The sequence below is a fragment of the Prauserella flavalba genome (assembly GCF_003202235.1).
GTDB lineage: Bacteria > Actinomycetota > Actinomycetes > Mycobacteriales > Pseudonocardiaceae > Prauserella_A > Prauserella_A flavalba.
This window is the reverse complement of sequence record NZ_MASU01000001.1, coordinates 298409-316172: the sequence shown is the minus strand read 5'-3', so window position 1 is coordinate 316172 and position 17764 is coordinate 298409. Positions and strand designations below refer to the sequence as shown.

At 70.5% G+C, this 17764-nt stretch carries 16 protein-coding genes; 10 read left to right on the top strand and 6 right to left on the bottom strand.

The window, feature by feature from the left end; genetic code table 11:
* Nucleotides 1–10 precede the first annotated feature (10 nt).
* The 8 genes from BA062_RS01640 (at nucleotide 11) to BA062_RS01605 (ending at nucleotide 9632) form a co-directional block, all read left to right on the top strand.
* Nucleotides 11–1591, top strand: coding sequence for a dynamin family protein (locus BA062_RS01640; RefSeq protein WP_110334203.1), 1581 nt, complete (start codon nucleotides 11–13; stop codon nucleotides 1589–1591).
* Nucleotides 1588–2031, top strand: a complete 444-nt coding sequence (gene grpE / locus BA062_RS01635; RefSeq protein WP_110334202.1) for a nucleotide exchange factor GrpE — start codon at nucleotides 1588–1590, stop codon at nucleotides 2029–2031. Before BA062_RS01640 ends, grpE begins: the two co-directional genes overlap by 4 nt.
* A 54-nt stretch (nucleotides 2032–2085) precedes the next feature.
* Entirely contained in the window at nucleotides 2086–3936 is a 1851-nt protein-coding gene (locus tag BA062_RS01630) for a dynamin family protein (RefSeq protein ID WP_110334201.1), read from the top strand.
* Between the two features lie 86 nt (nucleotides 3937–4022).
* The gene (locus BA062_RS01625) at nucleotides 4023–4709 is read left to right on the top strand and encodes a DUF6802 family protein (RefSeq protein ID WP_110334200.1); all 687 of its coding nucleotides are present in this window, start codon (nucleotides 4023–4025) and stop codon (nucleotides 4707–4709) included.
* 332 nt (nucleotides 4710–5041) lie between these two features.
* Nucleotides 5042–6868: a phosphoenolpyruvate carboxykinase (GTP) gene (locus BA062_RS01620; protein ID WP_110334199.1), complete on the top strand. Its 1827-nt coding sequence runs from the start codon at nucleotides 5042–5044 to the stop codon at nucleotides 6866–6868.
* An 84-nt stretch (nucleotides 6869–6952) separates the two neighbouring features.
* On the top strand, nucleotides 6953–7837 hold the full coding sequence (locus BA062_RS01615) for an LLM class F420-dependent oxidoreductase (RefSeq protein ID WP_110334198.1): 885 nt from the start codon (nucleotides 6953–6955) through the stop codon (nucleotides 7835–7837).
* On the top strand, nucleotides 7834–8436 hold the full coding sequence (locus BA062_RS01610; protein ID WP_110334197.1) for an ABC transporter ATP-binding protein: 603 nt from the start codon (nucleotides 7834–7836) through the stop codon (nucleotides 8434–8436). Before BA062_RS01615 ends, BA062_RS01610 begins: the two co-directional genes overlap by 4 nt.
* Nucleotides 8433–9632 (top strand): DUF6297 family protein, encoded by a 1200-nt coding sequence (locus tag BA062_RS01605; RefSeq protein WP_210406728.1) that lies wholly within the window; start codon nucleotides 8433–8435, stop codon nucleotides 9630–9632. Before BA062_RS01610 ends, BA062_RS01605 begins: the two co-directional genes overlap by 4 nt.
* A 1-nt stretch (nucleotide 9633) precedes the next feature.
* Here BA062_RS01605 and BA062_RS01600 read toward each other — a convergent pair whose 3' ends face one another.
* From BA062_RS01600 to BA062_RS01585, 4 genes are all read right to left on the bottom strand, one after another.
* Nucleotides 9634–10926: an Nramp family divalent metal transporter gene (locus tag BA062_RS01600; protein ID WP_110334196.1), complete on the bottom strand. Its 1293-nt coding sequence runs from the start codon at nucleotides 10924–10926 to the stop codon at nucleotides 9634–9636.
* A 77-nt stretch (nucleotides 10927–11003) separates the two neighbouring features.
* A complete protein-coding gene (locus BA062_RS01595; RefSeq protein WP_110334195.1) occupies nucleotides 11004–11276 on the bottom strand; it encodes a helix-turn-helix domain-containing protein in 273 nt (90 codons plus the stop codon).
* 295 nt (nucleotides 11277–11571) lie between these two features.
* Nucleotides 11572–13164, bottom strand: coding sequence for an alpha/beta hydrolase (locus BA062_RS01590; RefSeq protein WP_110334194.1), 1593 nt, complete (start codon nucleotides 13162–13164; stop codon nucleotides 11572–11574).
* Nucleotides 13165–13254: 90 nt separating this feature from the next.
* Nucleotides 13255–14130 (bottom strand): septum formation family protein, encoded by an 876-nt coding sequence (locus tag BA062_RS01585; protein ID WP_110334193.1) that lies wholly within the window; start codon nucleotides 14128–14130, stop codon nucleotides 13255–13257.
* 99 nt (nucleotides 14131–14229) lie between these two features.
* Here BA062_RS01585 and BA062_RS01580 point away from each other — a divergent pair, with 99 nt between their 5' ends.
* Complete coding sequence (locus BA062_RS01580; protein WP_110334192.1) at nucleotides 14230–14508, top strand: DUF3311 domain-containing protein; 279 nt, start codon at nucleotides 14230–14232, stop codon at nucleotides 14506–14508.
* Nucleotides 14505–16151 (top strand): monocarboxylate uptake permease MctP, encoded by a 1647-nt coding sequence (gene mctP / locus BA062_RS01575; RefSeq protein ID WP_110334191.1) that lies wholly within the window; start codon nucleotides 14505–14507, stop codon nucleotides 16149–16151. Before BA062_RS01580 ends, mctP begins: the two co-directional genes overlap by 4 nt.
* On the opposite strand, the gene BA062_RS01570 is transcribed toward mctP, so the two are convergent.
* Nucleotides 16145–17362, bottom strand: a complete 1218-nt coding sequence (locus BA062_RS01570) for an RNA polymerase sigma factor (RefSeq protein ID WP_110334190.1) — start codon at nucleotides 17360–17362, stop codon at nucleotides 16145–16147. The two genes, mctP and BA062_RS01570, sit on opposite strands and share 7 nt — an antisense overlap.
* Nucleotides 17363–17364: 2 nt before the next feature.
* Nucleotides 17365–17724: a YciI family protein gene (locus BA062_RS01565; RefSeq protein WP_110334189.1), complete on the bottom strand. Its 360-nt coding sequence runs from the start codon at nucleotides 17722–17724 to the stop codon at nucleotides 17365–17367.
* Nucleotides 17725–17764: the final 40 nt, after the last annotated feature.

Below are 17764 nucleotides of genomic sequence, written 5' to 3'. Positions count from 1 at the left end.
AGGGGGCGCCGTGACGGCACCGGCGGAGCAGGGCGGGCGGCTCGCGGGCCCGCTCTCGACCTCGGTGGCCAACCTGTGCCGCAGGCTTCAGCCACAGGTCTCGCCCCGTACCGCGGCCGGTTTCGCCGAGGTGCTGCGCAGACTCGGTGCCCCGCTGCAGGTCGCGGTGGCCGGCCGCATCAAGTCCGGCAAGTCGACGCTGGTCAACGCCCTCATCGGGCGCCGGGTCGCGCCCACCGACGTCGGTGAGTGCACGCGCCTGGTGACCCGCTTCCAGTACGGCACGGTCGACCGCATCGAGGTGGTCTTCACCGACGGCCGCAAGCAGGTGCTGCCGTTCGCACCGGACGGGATGATCCCGGCCGAGCTGGGCGTGGACATCGACGACGTCTCCCACATCGAGGCGTACCTGACCAACGCGGTGCTCCAGGGCATGACCGTGATCGACACCCCCGGCCTCGGCTCGCTCGACGCGGCGTCGGTGTCGCGCACCGAGCAGCTGCTGGGTGCGGCCAGGGCGAACGAGGACGACGAGGAGTCCGGTTCGGACGAGCTGGACGAGACCTCCCGCAACGCGGTGGCCGGGGCCGAGGCCGTGCTCTACGTCGTCACGCAGGGCATCAGGGCCGACGACCAGCAGGCGCTCGCGGCGTTCACCGCGGCCACCGCGAGCCGCGAGGCGGGGCCGGTCAACGCGATCGCGGTGCTGAACAAGGCCGACACCATCACGCCCGAGTCGGTCGACGGCTCCGGCGGCGACGTGTGGAAGGCCGCCTCGCTGCTGGCCGAGAAGCAAGCGGCGACGCTCAAGCCGAGGGTGGCCGACGTGCTGCCGGTGATCGGGCTGATCGCGGAGTCGGCCGAGTCGGGGCAGTTCACCTCGGCCGATGCCGACGCGCTGCGCAAGCTCGCCGCGCTCGACGACGACGTCCTCGAGATGATGCTGATCTCGGCCGACATGTTCACGAGCTGGGAGTGCGACGTGCCCGCGGGCGTGCGGGTGCGGCTGCTGGAGAAGCTGGACCTGTTCGGCATCCGGCACGGGATCGACGCCGTGCGGGCCGAGCCGGAGATCACGGCGGGTGCGCTGCGGCGGACGTTGCTCGACGCGTCGGGGCTGGCCGCCGTGCGCGCGAGGCTGGGTACGGTGTTCGCGGCGCGGGCCGACGGCATCAAGGCCGCCGCCGCGCTGGCCTCGGTGACCGCGCTGGCCCACGCCTCCGGCGACCCGGCCGAACGGCAGCGGGTGCACGACGCCATCGAGGTGCTGCTCGCCAAGCCGGAGGCACACCAGCTGCGGCTGCTGGAGGCGCTCACGCTCGTCGCGTCCGGCGCGGTGGACATGCCGGAGGACCTCAGCGAGGAGGTGCTGCGGGTCGGCAGCAACGCCGAGCTGCCCGCGCAGCTCGGCAAACCCGCGGACACCCCGCGTGTCGACTTGGCGACCTACGCGCTCGAGCGTGCGGGCTGGTGGCGCTCGTTCGCCTCGTTCGGTGCCACCCCCGCGCAGAGCCGCGTCGCCCACGTGGTGCATCGGGCGTACTTCCTCATCTGGCAGCAGCTGCGGGAGCCTTCTGGAGGGACGCGATGAACGCGTGGTTCCGCAAGGACAAGGCGGGCACCGAAGAGTCCACCGGGCAGCTTCCGGCGGCGAACTCCGAGGGAACCGTACCGGCGGGTAGTGCGTCGAAGCCGGGCGTGGAACCCGTAGGAGTAGCCGTCTCCCCGATCGACCACGAGCAGGCTCTCGCCGATCGCCAGGCACTGATCCAGCTGTGCCTCTACGCGATGGACCGGGCCCGCAGCGGCGGTGTCGTGGAGCGCATCGAGCAGGGGCTCGCCGGGATCGGCGTGCACGCACTCCGCCCCGACGGACAGCGGTTCGACCCGACGTTGCACGAGGCGGGCGGCGCGGTGCCGACCGAGGACGCCGGCCTCGAGGGCACCGTCGCCGAGACCGAGGTCGTCGGCTTTCTCGACCATGACCGCCTGCTGCGTGCGCCGATCGTCACGGTCTACACCAGACGATAAGCCCGACCACCGCCCCCCGACATGGCACTTCGCGCCGCTGGTTGAATCAACCCCGTGACTGCCCGTTCCCTCGGCAAGCCGACCCTGCCCGCCCAAGTCAAGCAGGCCCGCGAGCAACTGCTGACTCTCCTGCGCGACGCGGACCCGCAGGCCGCGAAGTGGGTCGAGGAGCAGCGCAAGGCGCGGTCGAAGAAGCCGTCCGTGGTGGTGGTCGGCGAGACCAACCGGGGCAAGAGCTCGCTGGTCAACGCCCTGCTCGCCACGCCGGGCCTCTCCCCGGTCGACGCCGACGTCGCCACGTCCACGTACCTCGCGTTCGAGTACGCCGACGAGTGGCTGGCGCAGGCGTGTTACCCGGGGCAGCTCGCGCCCGTTGGCTTCCCGCTGGAGGAGCTGCCGCGCTGGGTGTCGGTGGCGCACGAGCTGCCGGAGGGCCAGCTGCCGCCCCGCTACGTCGAGGTGTCCGGTCCGGTCCCCCTGCTCGAACGGGTCTCGGTGGTCGACACCCCCGGTGTCGGCGGGCTCGACGCGATGCACGGCGAGCTGGCCATGGAGGCGGCGGCGAGCGCGACGGCGCTGCTGTTCGTCGTCGACGCGTCGGCCCCGTTCACGTCCACCGAGCTACTGTTCCTGCGCAACATGGCCGACCGCGTCGAGACGGTCGTGTTCGCGCTCTCCAAGATCGACCAGTTCCGCGGCTGGCGGGAGGTGCTGGCCGCCGACCGGGACCTGCTCGCCGAGCACGCGCCCCGGTTCGCCGACTCGCCGTTCCACGCCGTGTCGGCGCGGATGTTCGAGCTGGCGGGCAAGGCCCCCAACGAGCAGGCCGCGGCGATGCTGCGGGAGAAGTCCGGCGTCGCCGAGCTGCAGGGCGCGCTCCAGGAGCTGCTCGTCGGGCGCTCGGCGATGCTCGGCGAGGCAAACACGCTGCGGGCGCTCTCCAGCGCGCTCGCCGAGCAGAAGGCCAGGCTCAACGCCGAGAAGCGGGCGCTCTCGGCGGGCGAGTCCGAGGCGGAACAGTTGCGGGCCCGGCGCGACGAGCTCACCGTCGAGCGCCGCTCCTCCACCCGCGGCTGGCAGCTGAAGCTGCGTGGCGAGGTGCAGCGCACGCGCGTCGAGCTCGGCCACGAGGCGAGCAGGCAGATGCGCGACGCGCAGTCGTACTTCCGCCAGCAGATCGACGCCGCCGACCGCGAGCAGCTCGGCCGGCTGCCGCAGCAGGTGGACCTGGCGCTGCAGACGATCTCGCAGCGCGTGTCGGCCCAGCTCGCCCAGCGGCTCAATCACGTCACCGACGTCGCGCTCGCCGAATTGTTCTCCGCCGAGGAGCTCGACATCATCCGCGCCCAGTTCGCGCGTGCGGGCGGGCCGCCCGTGGTGCTGCGGCCTCCGGACAAGCGCCCGCCGACGGCCGAGGACAAGCTGCTCGTCTTCATGGGCGTGTCCGGTGGCGCTGGCGCGGCCAAGCTCGCGGCGGCACCGCTCGCCGGCTTCGCGCTGTTCAACCCCGTGGTGCTGCCCGCGACCATCGTGATCGGGCTCGGCGCGGGCTGGTGGATGGCGCGCACGCGCAGACACGCGGCCGACAAGCAGCACACCAAGCAGTGGCTCGTCGAGTCGATCGCCGACGCCCGCTCCACGCTCGACCAGCTCGTCGCCGAGCAGCTGATCGAGGCAGAGCAGCAGCTCGCGCTGGCCCTCGACGACGCGCTGAGCAGGCGCATCGAGGCGATCGAGGCGGAGCTGAAAGAGGTCGACAAGACCATCAAGATGGACGCGCAGGAACGCGCGAAGAAGCTCTCCGTCGTCACGAGGCGGATCAAGGAGATGGCCGACGCGCAGGAGCGCGCCGACGGCTTCCTCGGCAGGATCAGGGCGCTTCGGGACCGGCCACGAGAGAGTTGAGAGCCTGGTGCGGGGAACCGAACGGGAATAACGTGAGTCTTAACCACATCAGCAGCAAGCAGCCCTGACCGGAGGGGGAGTTCCCAGTGTGGGTCGACGAGAGTGGTGGGTCCGATGCCACCGACACCACCGGCACCTCGGACGAGATGACCATCACCGTCGAAGGTGAGGACTACTCCGCCGACGTCAACTTCGACATCAACGAGGACGGCGTCGAGGACACCGCGGTCATCGAGCACGCCGACGGCAGTGGTCAGGCGTTCGTCGACAACGACGGTGACGGCGAGGCCGACGAGTACATCCAGCTCGACGCGCAGGGCGAGGTCGTCGCCCACGCGGAGTACGACCAGGCCAGCGGTGACTGGGTGTCGATCGATCCGGGTGGCCAGGGTGGCGACTCCACCGACACGCAGACCGGAGCGGGTGGCACCATCACGGCCGACATGCCGGAGGGTGACGTCGAGGTCGGACCGGCGACGGTGGACACCAACGAGGACGGCGTCAACGACACGGCCGTGGTCGAGGACAGCAGTGGCGCCACCATCGCCTTCACCGACGTGGACGGCGACGGGCAGGCCGACGTCGCGGTGGTGATCGAGCCGGACGGGGAGTCCGTCGTGCTGGAGCACACCGGCGACGGCGAGTGGACCGAGACCAGCGGCACGGCGGGTGCCGCGGGCGGCAGCGACAGCCTGTGGGGCGGAGGGACGGACACCGTCGAGGGCGTCGCCAAGATCGACTCGGCCACCGGCCAGTGGATCAGTCAGAACTAGCGTTAAAACTTCGTCAAGATCCAAAGCGGTCGAAAACGACATTTCCCGAAGACCCGGTACGGACGCCGTACCGGGTCTTCGTTGTCCGGCAGGAAAGTCTTTCCTCCTGGCGCGATTCAGCGAGAACTGAATCGATTCCCTGATCGTTCTTGTGAGAGAACCGACAGGTCAGCCCTCGGTCCCCCTTGGGTTTGACCGCTACTCTCAGGGAATCCCCAAAACCAGCACACCGCTTGACGGTGCGCGAAAGCCATTCGGTCGCCGGCAACGGAGCCCGCATACGGACGACGACAGTTCGGTGTGGGCTCTTGTCGTCGAAGACAGGAGATGAGATGACTGCAGTAGCCATCCCCGGGCTGGACAAGGCGCCAACGACGCACAGTGGCGTGCTGTCCTGGGTGCGGGAGGTTGCGGAGCTGACCACCCCCGACCGAGTGGTGTGGGTGGACGGCTCCGACGAGGAAGCCGAACGCATCAACGCGGAGCTCGTGGATGCAGGCACGTTCGTGCCGCTGAAGGCGAGGCCGAACTCCTACTGGGCCGCCTCCGACCCCAGCGACGTCGCGCGCGTCGAGGAGCGCACCTTCATCTGCTCCGAGCAGGAGCAGGACGCCGGGCCGACCAACAACTGGATGCACCCGGACGAGATGAAGGCCACCATGACCGAGCTCTACCGGGGCTGCATGCGTGGTCGCACGATGTACGTCATCCCCTTCTGCATGGGCCCGCTCGGCGACGACAACCCCAAGCTCGGCATCGAGATCACCGACTTCGCCTACGTCGTCGCCTCGATGCGCGTGATGACCAGGATGGGCGCCAAGGCGCTCGAGAAGTTCGTCACCGACGACGGCACCGAGCGCGAGTTCGTGCCCGCGCTGCACTCCGTCGGCAAGCCGCTCGAGCCCGGTGAGCAGGACGTCGCCTGGCCGTGCAACGACACCAAGTACATCAGCCACTTCCCGGAGAGCCGCACCATCTGGAGCTACGGCTCCGGCTACGGCGGCAACTCCCTGCTCGGCAAGAAGTGCTACTCGCTGCGCATCGCCTCGGTGATGGCGCGCGACGAGGGCTGGCTCGCCGAGCACATGCTGATCCTCAAGCTCATCTCCCCCGAGAACAAGGCCTACTACATCGCGGCCGCCTTCCCCAGCGCCTGCGGCAAGACCAACCTCGCGATGCTGCAGCCGACCATCCCCGGCTGGCGCGCCGAGACCATCGGTGACGACATCGCGTGGATGCGGTTCGGCGAGGACGGCAGGCTGTACGCGATCAACCCCGAGTTCGGTCTCTTCGGCGTCGCGCCCGGCACCGGCGAGAAGACCAACCCGGTGGCGATGAAGACCATCGACAAGGGCAACACGGTCTTCACCAACGTCGCGCTCACCGACGACGGCGACGTCTGGTGGGAGGGCATGACCGAGGAGCCGCCCTCGCACCTGACCGACTGGAAGGGCAACGACTGGACGCCCGAGTCCGAGGTGCCGGCCGCGCACCCGAACTCGCGGTTCTGCACCCCGATCGCCCAGGTGCCGACGCTGGCGCCGGAGTGGGACGACCCGAAGGGCGTGCCGATCTCGGCGATCCTGTTCGGTGGCCGCCGCAAGACCACGGTCCCGCTCGTGACCGAGGCGCGCGACTGGCAGCACGGCGTCTTCATGGGCGCCACGATGTCGTCGGAGAAGACGGCCGCCGCGGCGGGCAAGGTCGGCGAGGTCCGCCGCGACCCGATGGCGATGCTGCCGTTCCTCGGCTACCACGCCGGTGACTACTTCCGGCACTGGCTGGAGATCGGCAAGGGCGCCGACGGCGTCAAGCTGCCCAGGATCTTCTACGTCAACTGGTTCCGCCGCGGCGACGACAAGCGGTTCCTGTGGCCGGGCTTCGGCGAGAACTCGCGCGTGCTGAAGTGGATCGTCGAGCGGATCGAGGGCAAGGCGTCGGCCGCCGAGACCCCGGTCGGCTACGTGCCGAGCGCCGAGGACCTCGACACCGAGGGGCTCAAGGAGCCGCTCGCCGACATCCAGGCCGCGCTCGACGTCGACGCCGCCGAGTGGCGCGAGGAGATCCCGCTCATCGAGGAGTGGTTCGCCAAGATCGGCGACCGTGTCCCCTCGAGCCTCCGCGACGAACTCGAGGCCCTGAAGCAGCGCCTCGGCTGAGCAAGCCAACCGCCCCCAAGGCCACCTTTGCTGCGCTCAACGCAACAAAGGTGGCCTTGGGGGCTTTTTCGGTAACGTCGGGGTGTGGCCTCTACTACAGAGCGACCGTTCCGCTTCGGCGTGAACATGATGGTTTCGGGTAGCCGGTCCGACTGGGTGGACAAATGCCGTAAGGCGGAAGACCTCGGCTACGACGTCATCGGCGTCGCCGATCACCTCGGGATGCCCGCGCCGTTCCCGGCGATCGTCTCGGCCGCCGAGGCGACCGAACGCGTGCGGCTGTGCCCCTTCGTGCTCAACACCAGCTTCTACAACCCGGTCCTGCTAGCGCGCGACGCCGCGGGCACCGACCAGCTCGTCGAGGGCAGGCTGGAGCTTGGCCTCGGCACCGGTTACGTCAAGGCCGAGTTCGACGCCGCGGGCCTGCCGTTCCCCGGTCCCCGCGAGCGGCTCGACCACCTCGAACACACCCTGGGCGAGCTGCGGCGCCTCTTCGCCGACGGCCAGCCCCGGCCCGCGCAGGAGCCCCACCCGCCGCTGCTGCTCGGCGGGCACCGTGACCGCATGCTCCGCATCGCGGCCCGCGAGGCCGACATCGTCGGCTTCACCGGCATCGGTTTCGACCGCGACGGCACGTCGGCCACGGTCGCAGGCCCCGAGGAGCTGGCCGAGCGGGTCGAGTTCGTGCGCGCGGAGGCCGGGGAGCGCTTCGCCGACCTGGAGCTGAACCTGCTCATCCAGCACGCGGAGGTCACCGACGATCGCATGGCCGCGCTCGACGGGATCCGCGCCTACGCGCCGGATCGCAGCGTCGAGGAGCTGGCCGGGCTGCCGATCGTGCTCGTCGGCACGGCCGAGCAGATCGCCGAGCAGCTCCTTGCGCAGCGCAAGACGTACGGCATCAGCTACGTCACGGTGCTGGAGGCCCACCTCGACGCGCTGGGGCCCGTGATCCCGCTGCTGCGTTGATCACCGGCGAGGACCTCGGCGTACTGGCCGGGGAGCACTGGCTCTTCCGGGGACTCGACTGCGAGGTCCGGCCCGGCGAGTGCCTCGCGCTGATCGGGCCCAACGGCAGCGGCAAGTCCACCCTGCTGCGGTGCTTCTACGGCATGCAGGAACCCACCGAGGGCGTGGTCACGGTCCTCGGCGACGAGCCGGACGAGCGCGACCGGGGCTTCCGCCGGCGCGTCTCCGCGCTGCTCGACGACTCGGACTTCTTCGCCGAGCTGACGCCCGTGCAGCACCTCGACCTCGTCGCGGGGTCGTTCGGTGTGGACCTGGACCAGGACGAGCTGCTCGCCGATGCCGGGCTCGCCGAGCGCGCCACCGTGACCGCGGGCCGGTTCTCGGCGGGCCAGCGGCGCAGGCTCCTGCTGCTCGGCGCCACCGCGCGCCCGTTCGAGGTGCTGCTGCTCGACGAGCCGGAGCGGGCACTCGACGCCGACGGCAAGGAGTGGCTCACCGCCCTCGTCGCGCGGGCGGTGGACTCGGGTGCGGCCGTGGTGCTCGCGACGCACCACCCGCCGCTGCTGTCCTCGGCCGACCACGTCGTGGACCTGGCGTGACGGCCACCCAGGTCAGGGTGCCCGGCCGCGCCCGGCTCGGCGGGGTGCTCAGCGGCGGCACCCCGACGTTCGTCGCGCTGTTCGCGCTGAGCTGGCTGGTGACGGCGTTCTTCCAGCTCGATCAGTGGAGGGCGGTGCTCTTCGCGGGATCGGCGGTGCCCGCCTCGGCGCTGCTGGGCCTGTTCGCCGCGCTCGTCGCACTCGGGCTCGGTTCGCTGCTCGACCGCTCGTTCCTGTGGGCGGAGCCCGCCGTGCTGACGTGGCTCGACTTCACCGGCCACGACCGCGTGCGGCACGTCAGCGGTCGCGTGTGGACGGTCTGGGGCCGGAGGGTGCTCGCGCTCGGCTACGTCGGTGCGCTGCTGGCGGCTGCGGCCACCGCTCCACTGTGGGCCTGGTGGGCGGGAATCGCCCTGCTCGGCGTCGGTGGCCTCGTGGTGTTGCCGCTCGCCGCGGGAGTGGGGCCGCCGCTGCGGCTGCCGGTCGCGGTCTCGGCGGGCAGGCAGCGGCTGGTCGACGGCTGGGCCGCGCGTGTGCTGCGGCAGGTGTCGGTGACGTTCCTCGACCCGACGATGATGCTCCCCTCGGCCCGGCCGGTGCCGGGAACACCGGTGCGCTCCCTCGGTGCGCTCGCGCTCGCCGGCGTGCTCGGACGCCTGCGGTACGCGGTGCCCGCGCTGCTGCTCGGCGTCGTCGTCGCGCTCGCCCACGTCGCGCTGCCGGGAGTGCCCGACGCCGTGCTCGTCGGGCTCGGTGCGTTCGCGGCGCTGCTGCCGTTCGGCGGCGGGATCGGGCAGCTGTGGCGCTCGCCCGGCCTTCGCCGCTGGCTCGACGCCTCCGACGTGGCGCTGCGTGTCTGGCACGCCGTGGTGTTCGCGTTGCTCGCGCTGGTGTGGGGGCTCGTGGTGCTCGCCGGGACGCTGCTGCTCGGCTCGCCGCTCGCGAGCGTCGCGTGGCTCGCGTTGCCGCTCGCCGCCGCGGCGGTGCTGCGCACGGCCACCCGGCCGCCCGTGGACTACGGCGCGCCCGGGCTGACGGACACGCCGTTCGGTCAGGCCCCCGTCCGCCTCGTCGCGCAGGCGGTGCGCGGGCCTGACCTCGGCGCCGTCGGGGTGTGGCTGCTCGCCGCCGCCCCGTTCGGCCTGGTGACCGTGCTGGTGGCGGCGGCGCTCATCGCGTGGTGCGTCCTGCGCTGAGCTAGTCGTCCTGGAAGAGGCCGATGAGCTCGTCGACGGCGAGGTAGGCGAACAGCGCGAGACAGATGATCAGCAGCGCGTTGGACAGCCAGCGCGAACGGCCCTCCCGCGGCACCCGGCTGGAGTTGAGCAGCACCAGCAAGGTGCCCGCGAGGAACGGCATGAACAGCGCACCCAGCGCGCCGTAGGCCACGGTGAGCTGGAACGGCCGGTCGAGGAACAGCAGCAGCATCGGCGGGAACGTCAGCCACAGCACGTAGGTGCGGAACGCGGGGCTGCGCTCGCCTGCCTTGCGGTCGTAGTCCTCCACGGTCTCGACGGTGTCGCGCGGCAGCCGCCAGGTGCGCCACCAGTCGGCGAAAAGCAGGCTCACGCCGTTCCACACGCCGATGAGCGACGTGAACGACACCGCGAAGAAGCCGATCAGAAACGGGATCCTGGCCCACTGGCCGTAGTCCTGGGCGAGCACGTCGCCGAGCATGAGCAGGCCTTCGTCGCCGGAGACGACGTCGGTGCCCATCAGCAGTTCGGCGCCGACGATGAGCATCGCGACGACGAAGATGGCCGTGGTGACGTAGCCGACCGTGTTGTCCAGCCGCATCATCGAGAGCCACTTCGACGAGCGCCAGCCCTTCGCCATCGTCCAGTAGCCGTAGGCGGCCATCGTGATCGTGCCGCCGACGCCACCGATCAGGCCGAGCGCGTAGACGAAAGAGCCGCTCGGCAGGCGGGGCACCAGGCCCTCGACGCCGTCGAGCAGGTTGGGCGTCACCAGGATCGCGGTGCCGACGACGGTCACGAACATGATCCCGACGAAGACCGTCATGATCTTCTCGATGAGCGCGTAGCGGCCGTACCAGACCAGCGCGAGCCCGAGCAGGCCGCAGATGATCGCCCACACGCGCAGCGGGACGCCGGGGAAGAGCGCGTTGAGCGGCAGGCCCGAGGCCGACATCGCCGTGGCGCCGTAGACGAAGCCCCACACGATCGCGTACGCGCCGAAGTAGACGAGCACCCACTTGCCGAGCGTGCGCCAGCCCGAGAGCATGGTCCGCCCCGACGTCAGGTGCCAGCGCCCGACGGCCTCGGCCAGGGCGATCTTGAAGATCGCGCCGACGATGACGGCCCAGAGCAGGGTGTAGCCGTAGCGGGAGCCCGCGACCATCGTGGCCACCAGGTCACCGGCGCCGACCCCGGTCGCGGCGGCCATGATGCCTGGACCGACGTGCCGGAGCCGGGCTCGCCAGCCGACCGGTACGTCCTTCACGTCTTCGTGCCCGACCTCGTGAGACATGCCCGGTAACGTAGCCCGACCACCGCCCTCAACGGAACCGGGGCGAATCGGGCGATGACAGACCGTGATCTACGAGGTCAGGACACTCGGGGAAGGGCCCCGGGCTCGGCCTCCTCGACGGTACCTCGCAGCGCGTCGAGGGACAGGTTCACGGCGTCGGCAACGGCGACGACCGTGAAGAACGCGGGCGTGGGGATGCGCCCGGTCTCGATCTTGCGCAGCGTCTCGACGGAGATCCCCGCCTGCGCGGCGACCTCCACCATGCTCCGGACGCCCCTTGCCTCGCGCAGCGCGGCCCCCAGCCGCTCGCCGCGGGCCCGTTCTGCTTCGGTCAACGGCACTCGCACCACGGCTCCGATACTAATACCGCTCGCCGATTTGCACACAGCCTGTGGACAAGTCTGTGCACAGGCTGTGGATAACTCGGGTCCGAGACCTAAGTGCAACCCGCGCCGACGAAACGAGAAGGGCCACCGAGACGTCCTAGAAAGTGACCGTGATCACATTTCCAGCGAGCGAGGAGGTCAGCATGTTGTCCGCAGGCCTGGCCATGATGGTCGTCGCTTTCGGCGCCACGCTCATCGCAGTCTTCGGGGGTGCCCTCGAGGACGAGGACACCCCCGCGACGAAGCGGCACCGGGTGCGTCAGGCGCCCGGCGGCACCGGAAGGGGCATGCCGGGACACGACCTGTCCTCCGGCACGACACCGTCGACGAGGTAGTCCTCCACCACGTCGTCCGCGCAGGCGTTGCCGCCCGCGTAGATACCGTGATCGCCCTCGTCGGTGATCGTCAGCATCCGCGAGCCCTCGAACGCCTCGTGCGCCCGCCGCGCACCCTCGATCGGCGTCGCCGGGTCGTGCTCGGACTGCACGATGAGCACCGGTGGCACGCCCTCGCCGTCGAGCTCCGGCAGCCGCATCGGCCGGTTCTCCCAGAAGATGCACGGCTGCACGAGCCAGCCCCAGCCCAGCAGCGGGTACTGCTCCCCCAGCTCCTCCGACTGCCTGACCACGCTGTGCCGGTTGCCGTACCAGCGGCCCTCGTTGCACGGGATGGTCCAGAAGCTCGCGTCGTAGGCGTCGGCGTACTCGCCGGGCACGATCAGCGGCTGTGGGCCGATCACCTCGGCGTCGGGCACGTTCGCCGCGACCTTCTCCAGCGCAGCGGCCTGCTGCGCGTCGGTGGCCCGGTCACCGGTGAGCGTCCGGACGCTCACCAGGTAGTCGGCGAGATCGGGGAAGGACTCCTTGTCGTAGAGCTGCGACGCGATCGCCGAGTCCAGCTCGTTCGGCCCGAGCGGCTCGCCCTCGAAGTCCACCGGCTGCTCGGCGAGCGCGGCGCGTACCTCCTCGTAGGTCTGGCGCGCGGCCTCGCCGGTGGTGCCGAAGTGGTAGAGCGAGTCGTACCTCGCCAGCCACGGCAGGAAGTCCTCCCGCCAGCGGCGCTCGAAGCCAAGCGGCTGCCAGTCGAACGACTTCTGCCAGGTGGTGGTGAACTCCGTCGCCGAGTCCAGCACGAAGCGTCCGGTGTGGTCGGGGAACCGCTGCGCGTAGTGCGCCCCCAGCCACGTGCCCGCCGAGTAGCCGACCCAGTTGATCTTGTCGCGGCCGAGCAGCATGCGCAGCAGGTCGATGTCGTGGATCGTCTGGTACGTGTTGATCAGCGGGCCCAGCTCGCCCGACTTCACCTGGCACGACTCCGCGGCGTACTGCGTGCCGTCGAGGATCAGGTTGAGGTTCTCCCTGCTGCGGTCCCTCGGGTCGAGGGCGCTGCCGGTGCCGATCGCGCCGCCGCACGTGATGTTGGTGCTCTTGCCCGTTCCGCGTGGATCGAGCCCGATGATCTCCTGGTGGGCGCGCAGCCGGTCCTGGTCCCGCAGCCTCGCGGGGAAGTTCCGGCCGGGCGCGCCGGGGCCACCCGGGTTGGTCACGACGCTCGCCGTCGCCGGGCCTTCGGTCGCCTTCAGCCTGCTGACCGCCACCGTGATGTCGGTGCCCTCAGCCGGGTCGTCCCAGTCGCGCGGCGCGAGGAACGTGGCGCACTCGATGTCCTTCGCGCCCTCCGGCGGGGGTGACGACAGCTCGTCGGGTGCGCAGACGTGCCAGTCGAGCCGCTGCTCGGTGTAGCGCGCCGGGATCTCGACCGCGTCGTCCTGTGCACCGGCCGCGGGCGTCGTCCCGGCGAGCAGTGAGGCTGCCAGTGCGGGAACGGCCACGGCGAGGCGAAGTGTTCTCATGCGAATTGCCCCTCGGGAGTCGTCTGCCGGCCGACATTAGATCTTGGCCTCGCCCGAGGGGCAACCGATCGTTCGTCGGTCCTTTGTGGCCTATTGGGGCAAAGGTGACGAACCGATGCCGCGAAGTGGCCTGGTGACCGGATCCTGGGTCTCGGCGTAGCACGTGACGTTGGTGAAGCCGTGCCGCCAGTTCACCTGATCCGGCCAACGCCACGAGGCGGCGACGTCGTCGCGCGTGGTGCCGAGGTACTCGCGCAGCGCCTGCCTGCACGCGGGCGCCGCCGCGTCGTTGAACTGCTGGTCGCTGGGGAAGGTGTCGCCGGAGTTGCCCATGCGGACCGTGCCGATCGCCTCGCCGGTGTGCGGCCCGTCGCAGGGCACCTGCTGCGGCACCTCCTGCGACGGCCGCACCGAGGAGCAGCTCTGGAACTCGTGCCCGCGCTCGTCGGCGAGGATGCCGCGAACGGAGCCGGTGCGCGACTGGGCCTGGCCGTCGCCGCTGAGCTGCGCGACCCCGCAGCGGTACCAGCGGTCGCCTGCCGTCCAGTCCTCCTGGCCCGCCCACAGCAGCCACGCGCCGAGCGTCGTGGCGTCGTAGGAGTCGCTGCCCAGGTACTCGGCCGCCGCCTGCCTGCACTCGGGGAACACCTCGGCGAACACGGTCTCCCTGTCGGGCGACTCCGCGGGCATGCCGCTGCCGAAGGTGCCCGCCTTGGTGATCTCCACCGTGTGCGGCTGCGCGCAGTCCACCGGGGCGGGGTCGTTCCCCGCCACGCACTCGCCCATGCCGGCGGGCTGGGGTGCCTGCTCCGACGGCGGCGGCGTGGTGGTGACGGCCGCCTGTGGCGGCGCCGCGTCCGCCTGCTCGGCGGGTGTGGGCGTGCCCGCCACCTGGCTGGCACACGCCGACAGCGTCACGGCGGCCACCAGCACGGCCGCGGAAAGGACTCGCCCATGTCTCGACATCGGTGAAGACCCTACCGAGGGGGCGCTCGAAAGGCTTAAGGTCAACGCCGCATTACTCGTGGGTTATCCACATGTCAGCACGAGAGCTGGTGAAGTCCTGTGGCAGCACAAACCCGCAACAAGGGCTCCGGGCTGCGGTTCAGTCCATGGAACCTCCTGTTGATCATCCCGTTCTGGATTCTCCTGACTCCGCTGTACAACCGCCATGACCCCACGTTGTTAGGAATGCCGTTCTTCTACTGGTTCCAGTTCGTGGGCATCGCGATCGGCGTCACCTGCACGACGCTCGTGTACCTCGGCACGAGGACCAAACCGGCCACCGCGCCCCGCCGGGAGGCCACCGACGTCGACGACCTCGACGAGGGGAGCGCGCGATGAGCGACCTCCAGTGGCCGGAACTGATCGTCTTCTGTGTGTTGTTCCTGCTGGTTACCGTGCTCGGCTTCGTGGCGTCGCGGTGGCGGGCCGGTTCGACGCTCGACCACCTCGACGAGTGGGGCCTCGGCGGCCGCAAGTTCGGCTCGTGGATCACGTGGTTCCTGATCGGCGGTGACCTCTACACGGCGTACACGTTCGTCGCCGTGCCCGCGCTGCTCTTCGGGGCAGGGGCGATGGGCTTCTTCGCGCTGCCGTACACGATCATCGCCTACCCGCTGGTGTTCCTCCCCCTGCTGCGGCTGTGGTCGGTGTCGAGGGCCCGCGGGTACGTCACGCCCGCCGACTTCGTGCGCGGCCGCTACGGCTCACCGCTGCTGGCGACCCTGATCGCGATCACCGGCATCGTGGCGACCATGCCCTACATCGCGTTGCAGCTCGTGGGGCTCGAGGCGGTGCTGCGGACGATGGGCTTCAACGCGGGCGGCTTCCTCGGCCACCTCCCGCTGCTGATCGCCTTCGTCATCCTCGCGGTCTACACCTACCAGTCGGGTCTGCGGGCGCCCGCGCTCATCGCGTTCGTCAAGGACCTGCTGATCTACGTCGTCATCCTCGTGGCCGTGATCTACCTGCCGGTGAAGCTGGGCGGCTGGGACACGATCTTCACCTCCGCCGAGGAGAAGTTCGCCGGGACGGAGGCGGCGACCGACGGCGTGCTGCTGAACTCCAACAACCAGCTGCAGTACGCGACCCTGGCGCTGGGCTCGGCACTCGCGTTGTTCCTCTACCCGCACTCGGTGACGGGTGTGCTCGCCTCGCGCGGCCGCGACGTGCTCAAGCGCAACATGTCCGCGCTGCCCGCGTACTCGCTGCTGCTCGGCCTGCTGGCTCTGCTGGGCTTCGCCGCCATCGCGGCGGGCACCGAGGCGATCACCAACCAGGCGACCGGCAACCCCGACACGAACACGATCGTGCCGAAGCTGTTCGACGATCAGTTCCCGTCCTGGTTCGCGGGCATCGCCTTCGCCGCGATCGGGATCGGTGCGCTGGTGCCCGCGGCGATCATGTCGATCGCGGCGGCGAACCTGTGGACGCGCAACATCTACAAGGAGTTCCTGAAACGCGACGCCACCCACGCACAGGAGGCGCGGCAGGCCAAGCTCGCGTCGCTGGTCGTGAAGTTCGGCGCGGTGGCGTTCATTCTGTTCATCGACCCGCAGTTCTCGATCGACCTGCAGCTGATCGGCGGCGTGATCATCCTGCAGACGCTGCCCTCTGTCGCCATCGCGCTGTACACGCGGTGGCTGCACCGGTGGGGTCTCGTCGCGGGCTGGGTCGTCGGGCTCGGCTGGGGCCTGATCCTGCTCTACGGCATCCCGAACCCCACCACGGGCAAGGCGCACTTCGGTGGGTCCGCGCTCGCGCTGGACAAGCTGAACATCTTCGGCTGGCAGCCGTTCGCGGGCTCGACGGTGCAGATCTACGTCGGCATCGTGGCGCTGATCGCCAACCTGCTCGTGGCCGTGGTGGTAACGGTGATCGCGCGGCGGCTCAAGGTGTTCAACGGCACCGACACCACCGCGGACGCCGACTACCACGTCGACGAGCACGACAAGGACCTGCGCCCGATCGCCGCGTCTCACTGACCGGCGGCAACGCAGTCGGCGAGGCGACGGCGCAGCAGTCTGCGCTGTGGTTCGGAGCCCGGCAGGGCCAGTGCCGCGCGGTAGTGCGCGGCGGCCCTGGCGGGCTCCCCCGCCCGCAGCGACAGCTCGCCGAGCGCGGCGGGCAGCAGGCGGTAGCCGGCGAGGCGGGGGTCCCGTTCGAGGCGTTCCAACTCGATGATCCCCGCCCTCGGTCCGTGCACCATCGCCAGCGCGATGGCCCGGTTGAGCCGCACGACCGGTGACGGCCGCAGCTCCACGAGCCGCTCGTAGAGGCTCAGGATCCTGGGCCAGTCGGTGTCGTCCGCGACATGACACAGCGCGATCGCGGCCTCCACGTGGTAGGCGGTGTGCTCGGTGCCCGTGCACGCGGCGGCGAACGTGCGGGTGCCCTCGGCGATCATCGTCCTGTCCCACTTCGAGCGGTCCTGTTCCGCGAGCAGCAGCACGTCGCCCGCGTCGTCCACGCGTGCGGGCAACCTGCTCGCCTGCAACAGCAGCAGTCCGACGAGCGCCCGCGCCTTCGGCAGGTCGGTGCGCGGGTCGGCGAGCAGCAACCTGCCCAGCCGGATCGCCTCGCCGCACAGCTCGCCGCGCACGGCCTCGTCGCCGCTCGTCGCGTCGTAGCCCTCCGTGAAGAGCAGGTACAACACCGACAGCACGCTGTCGACGCGCGCGTGCAGTTGCTCCGGCGGTGGCAGTTCGAGCGGTCCCGCACCGCGCAGCCACCGCTTCGCCCTGGCGAGCCGCTGCGCGACGGTCGCCGGTCTGGTCAGTAACGCCGAGGCGATCTCGTTCACCCCGAGCCCGCCGACCGTCTTGAGCGTGAGCGCCACCTGCGACGTCTGCGGCAGCTCGGGGTGGCAGCACAGCAGGATCATCGCCAGCTCGGCGTCACCGCGCTGCTCGGTCTCCGGGTCGAGTGCGGCCAGCAGCGGCAGCTTCGCCCGTAGCGTCTGTTCGCGGCGCAGCACGTCGAGCGCCCGGTTGCGGGCCGCCCGGAACAGCCAGCCGCGCGGGTTCTTCGGTACGCCGTCGTGTGGCCACGTGCGCAGCGCCTGCTCCAGTGCGTCGGCGACCGCCTCCTCGGCGAGGTCGAGCCGCGCGGGCCCGAGCGTGCGGGCCAGCGTGGCGACGATCTGCCCGGCGCTGTGCCGGAACAGGTGCTCCACCACGCCGGCCGGCTCGCCCATGCTCAGGCCTCGCAGCCGTTCTCACCGAGCTTGCGCACCTCGATCGGCCCGAAGCGCAGGTGCGGGTGGGTGGCGAACACCTTCTCGGCCTGGTCGAGGTCGTCGGCCTCGATCACGATGAAGCCGCCGACGACCTCGGTGGCCTCGGTGTGCGGCCCGTCCGCCGACGCGAGCACCCCGTTGGTGAGCCGTACGACGCGACCCTGGCTGTAGGACAGCCCGCTGCTGATGACGAGCCTGCCCTCCTTCTCGAGGTCGTCGCTCCAGGCCAGGTACGCCTCGAGGGTGCGCTGTGCCTCGTCGGGGCTCAGGCCGTCGTGCGAGCCCTCGGCATTGCGGATGAATCCGACGTAACGGGGCATGTTGCCTCCTCAATCTCGATGCTTGTTGACGGTCACCCGG

Coding starts and splice junctions, on each gene's coding strand:
- grpE (WP_110334202.1), top strand. CDS start 1,588: ATGAACGCGTGGTTCCGCAAGGACAAGGCGGGCACCGAAGAGTCCACC.
- BA062_RS01620 (WP_110334199.1), top strand. CDS start 5,042: ATGACTGCAGTAGCCATCCCCGGGCTGGACAAGGCGCCAACGACGCAC.
- BA062_RS01600 (WP_110334196.1), bottom strand. CDS start 10,926: ATGTCTCACGAGGTCGGGCACGAAGACGTGAAGGACGTACCGGTCGGC.
- BA062_RS01590 (WP_110334194.1), bottom strand. CDS start 13,164: ATGAGAACACTTCGCCTCGCCGTGGCCGTTCCCGCACTGGCAGCCTCA.
- BA062_RS01585 (WP_110334193.1), bottom strand. CDS start 14,130: ATGTCGAGACATGGGCGAGTCCTTTCCGCGGCCGTGCTGGTGGCCGCC.
- mctP (WP_110334191.1), top strand. CDS start 14,505: ATGAGCGACCTCCAGTGGCCGGAACTGATCGTCTTCTGTGTGTTGTTC.
- BA062_RS01570 (WP_110334190.1), bottom strand. CDS start 17,362: ATGGGCGAGCCGGCCGGCGTGGTGGAGCACCTGTTCCGGCACAGCGCC.
- BA062_RS01565 (WP_110334189.1), bottom strand. CDS start 17,724: ATGCCCCGTTACGTCGGATTCATCCGCAATGCCGAGGGCTCGCACGAC.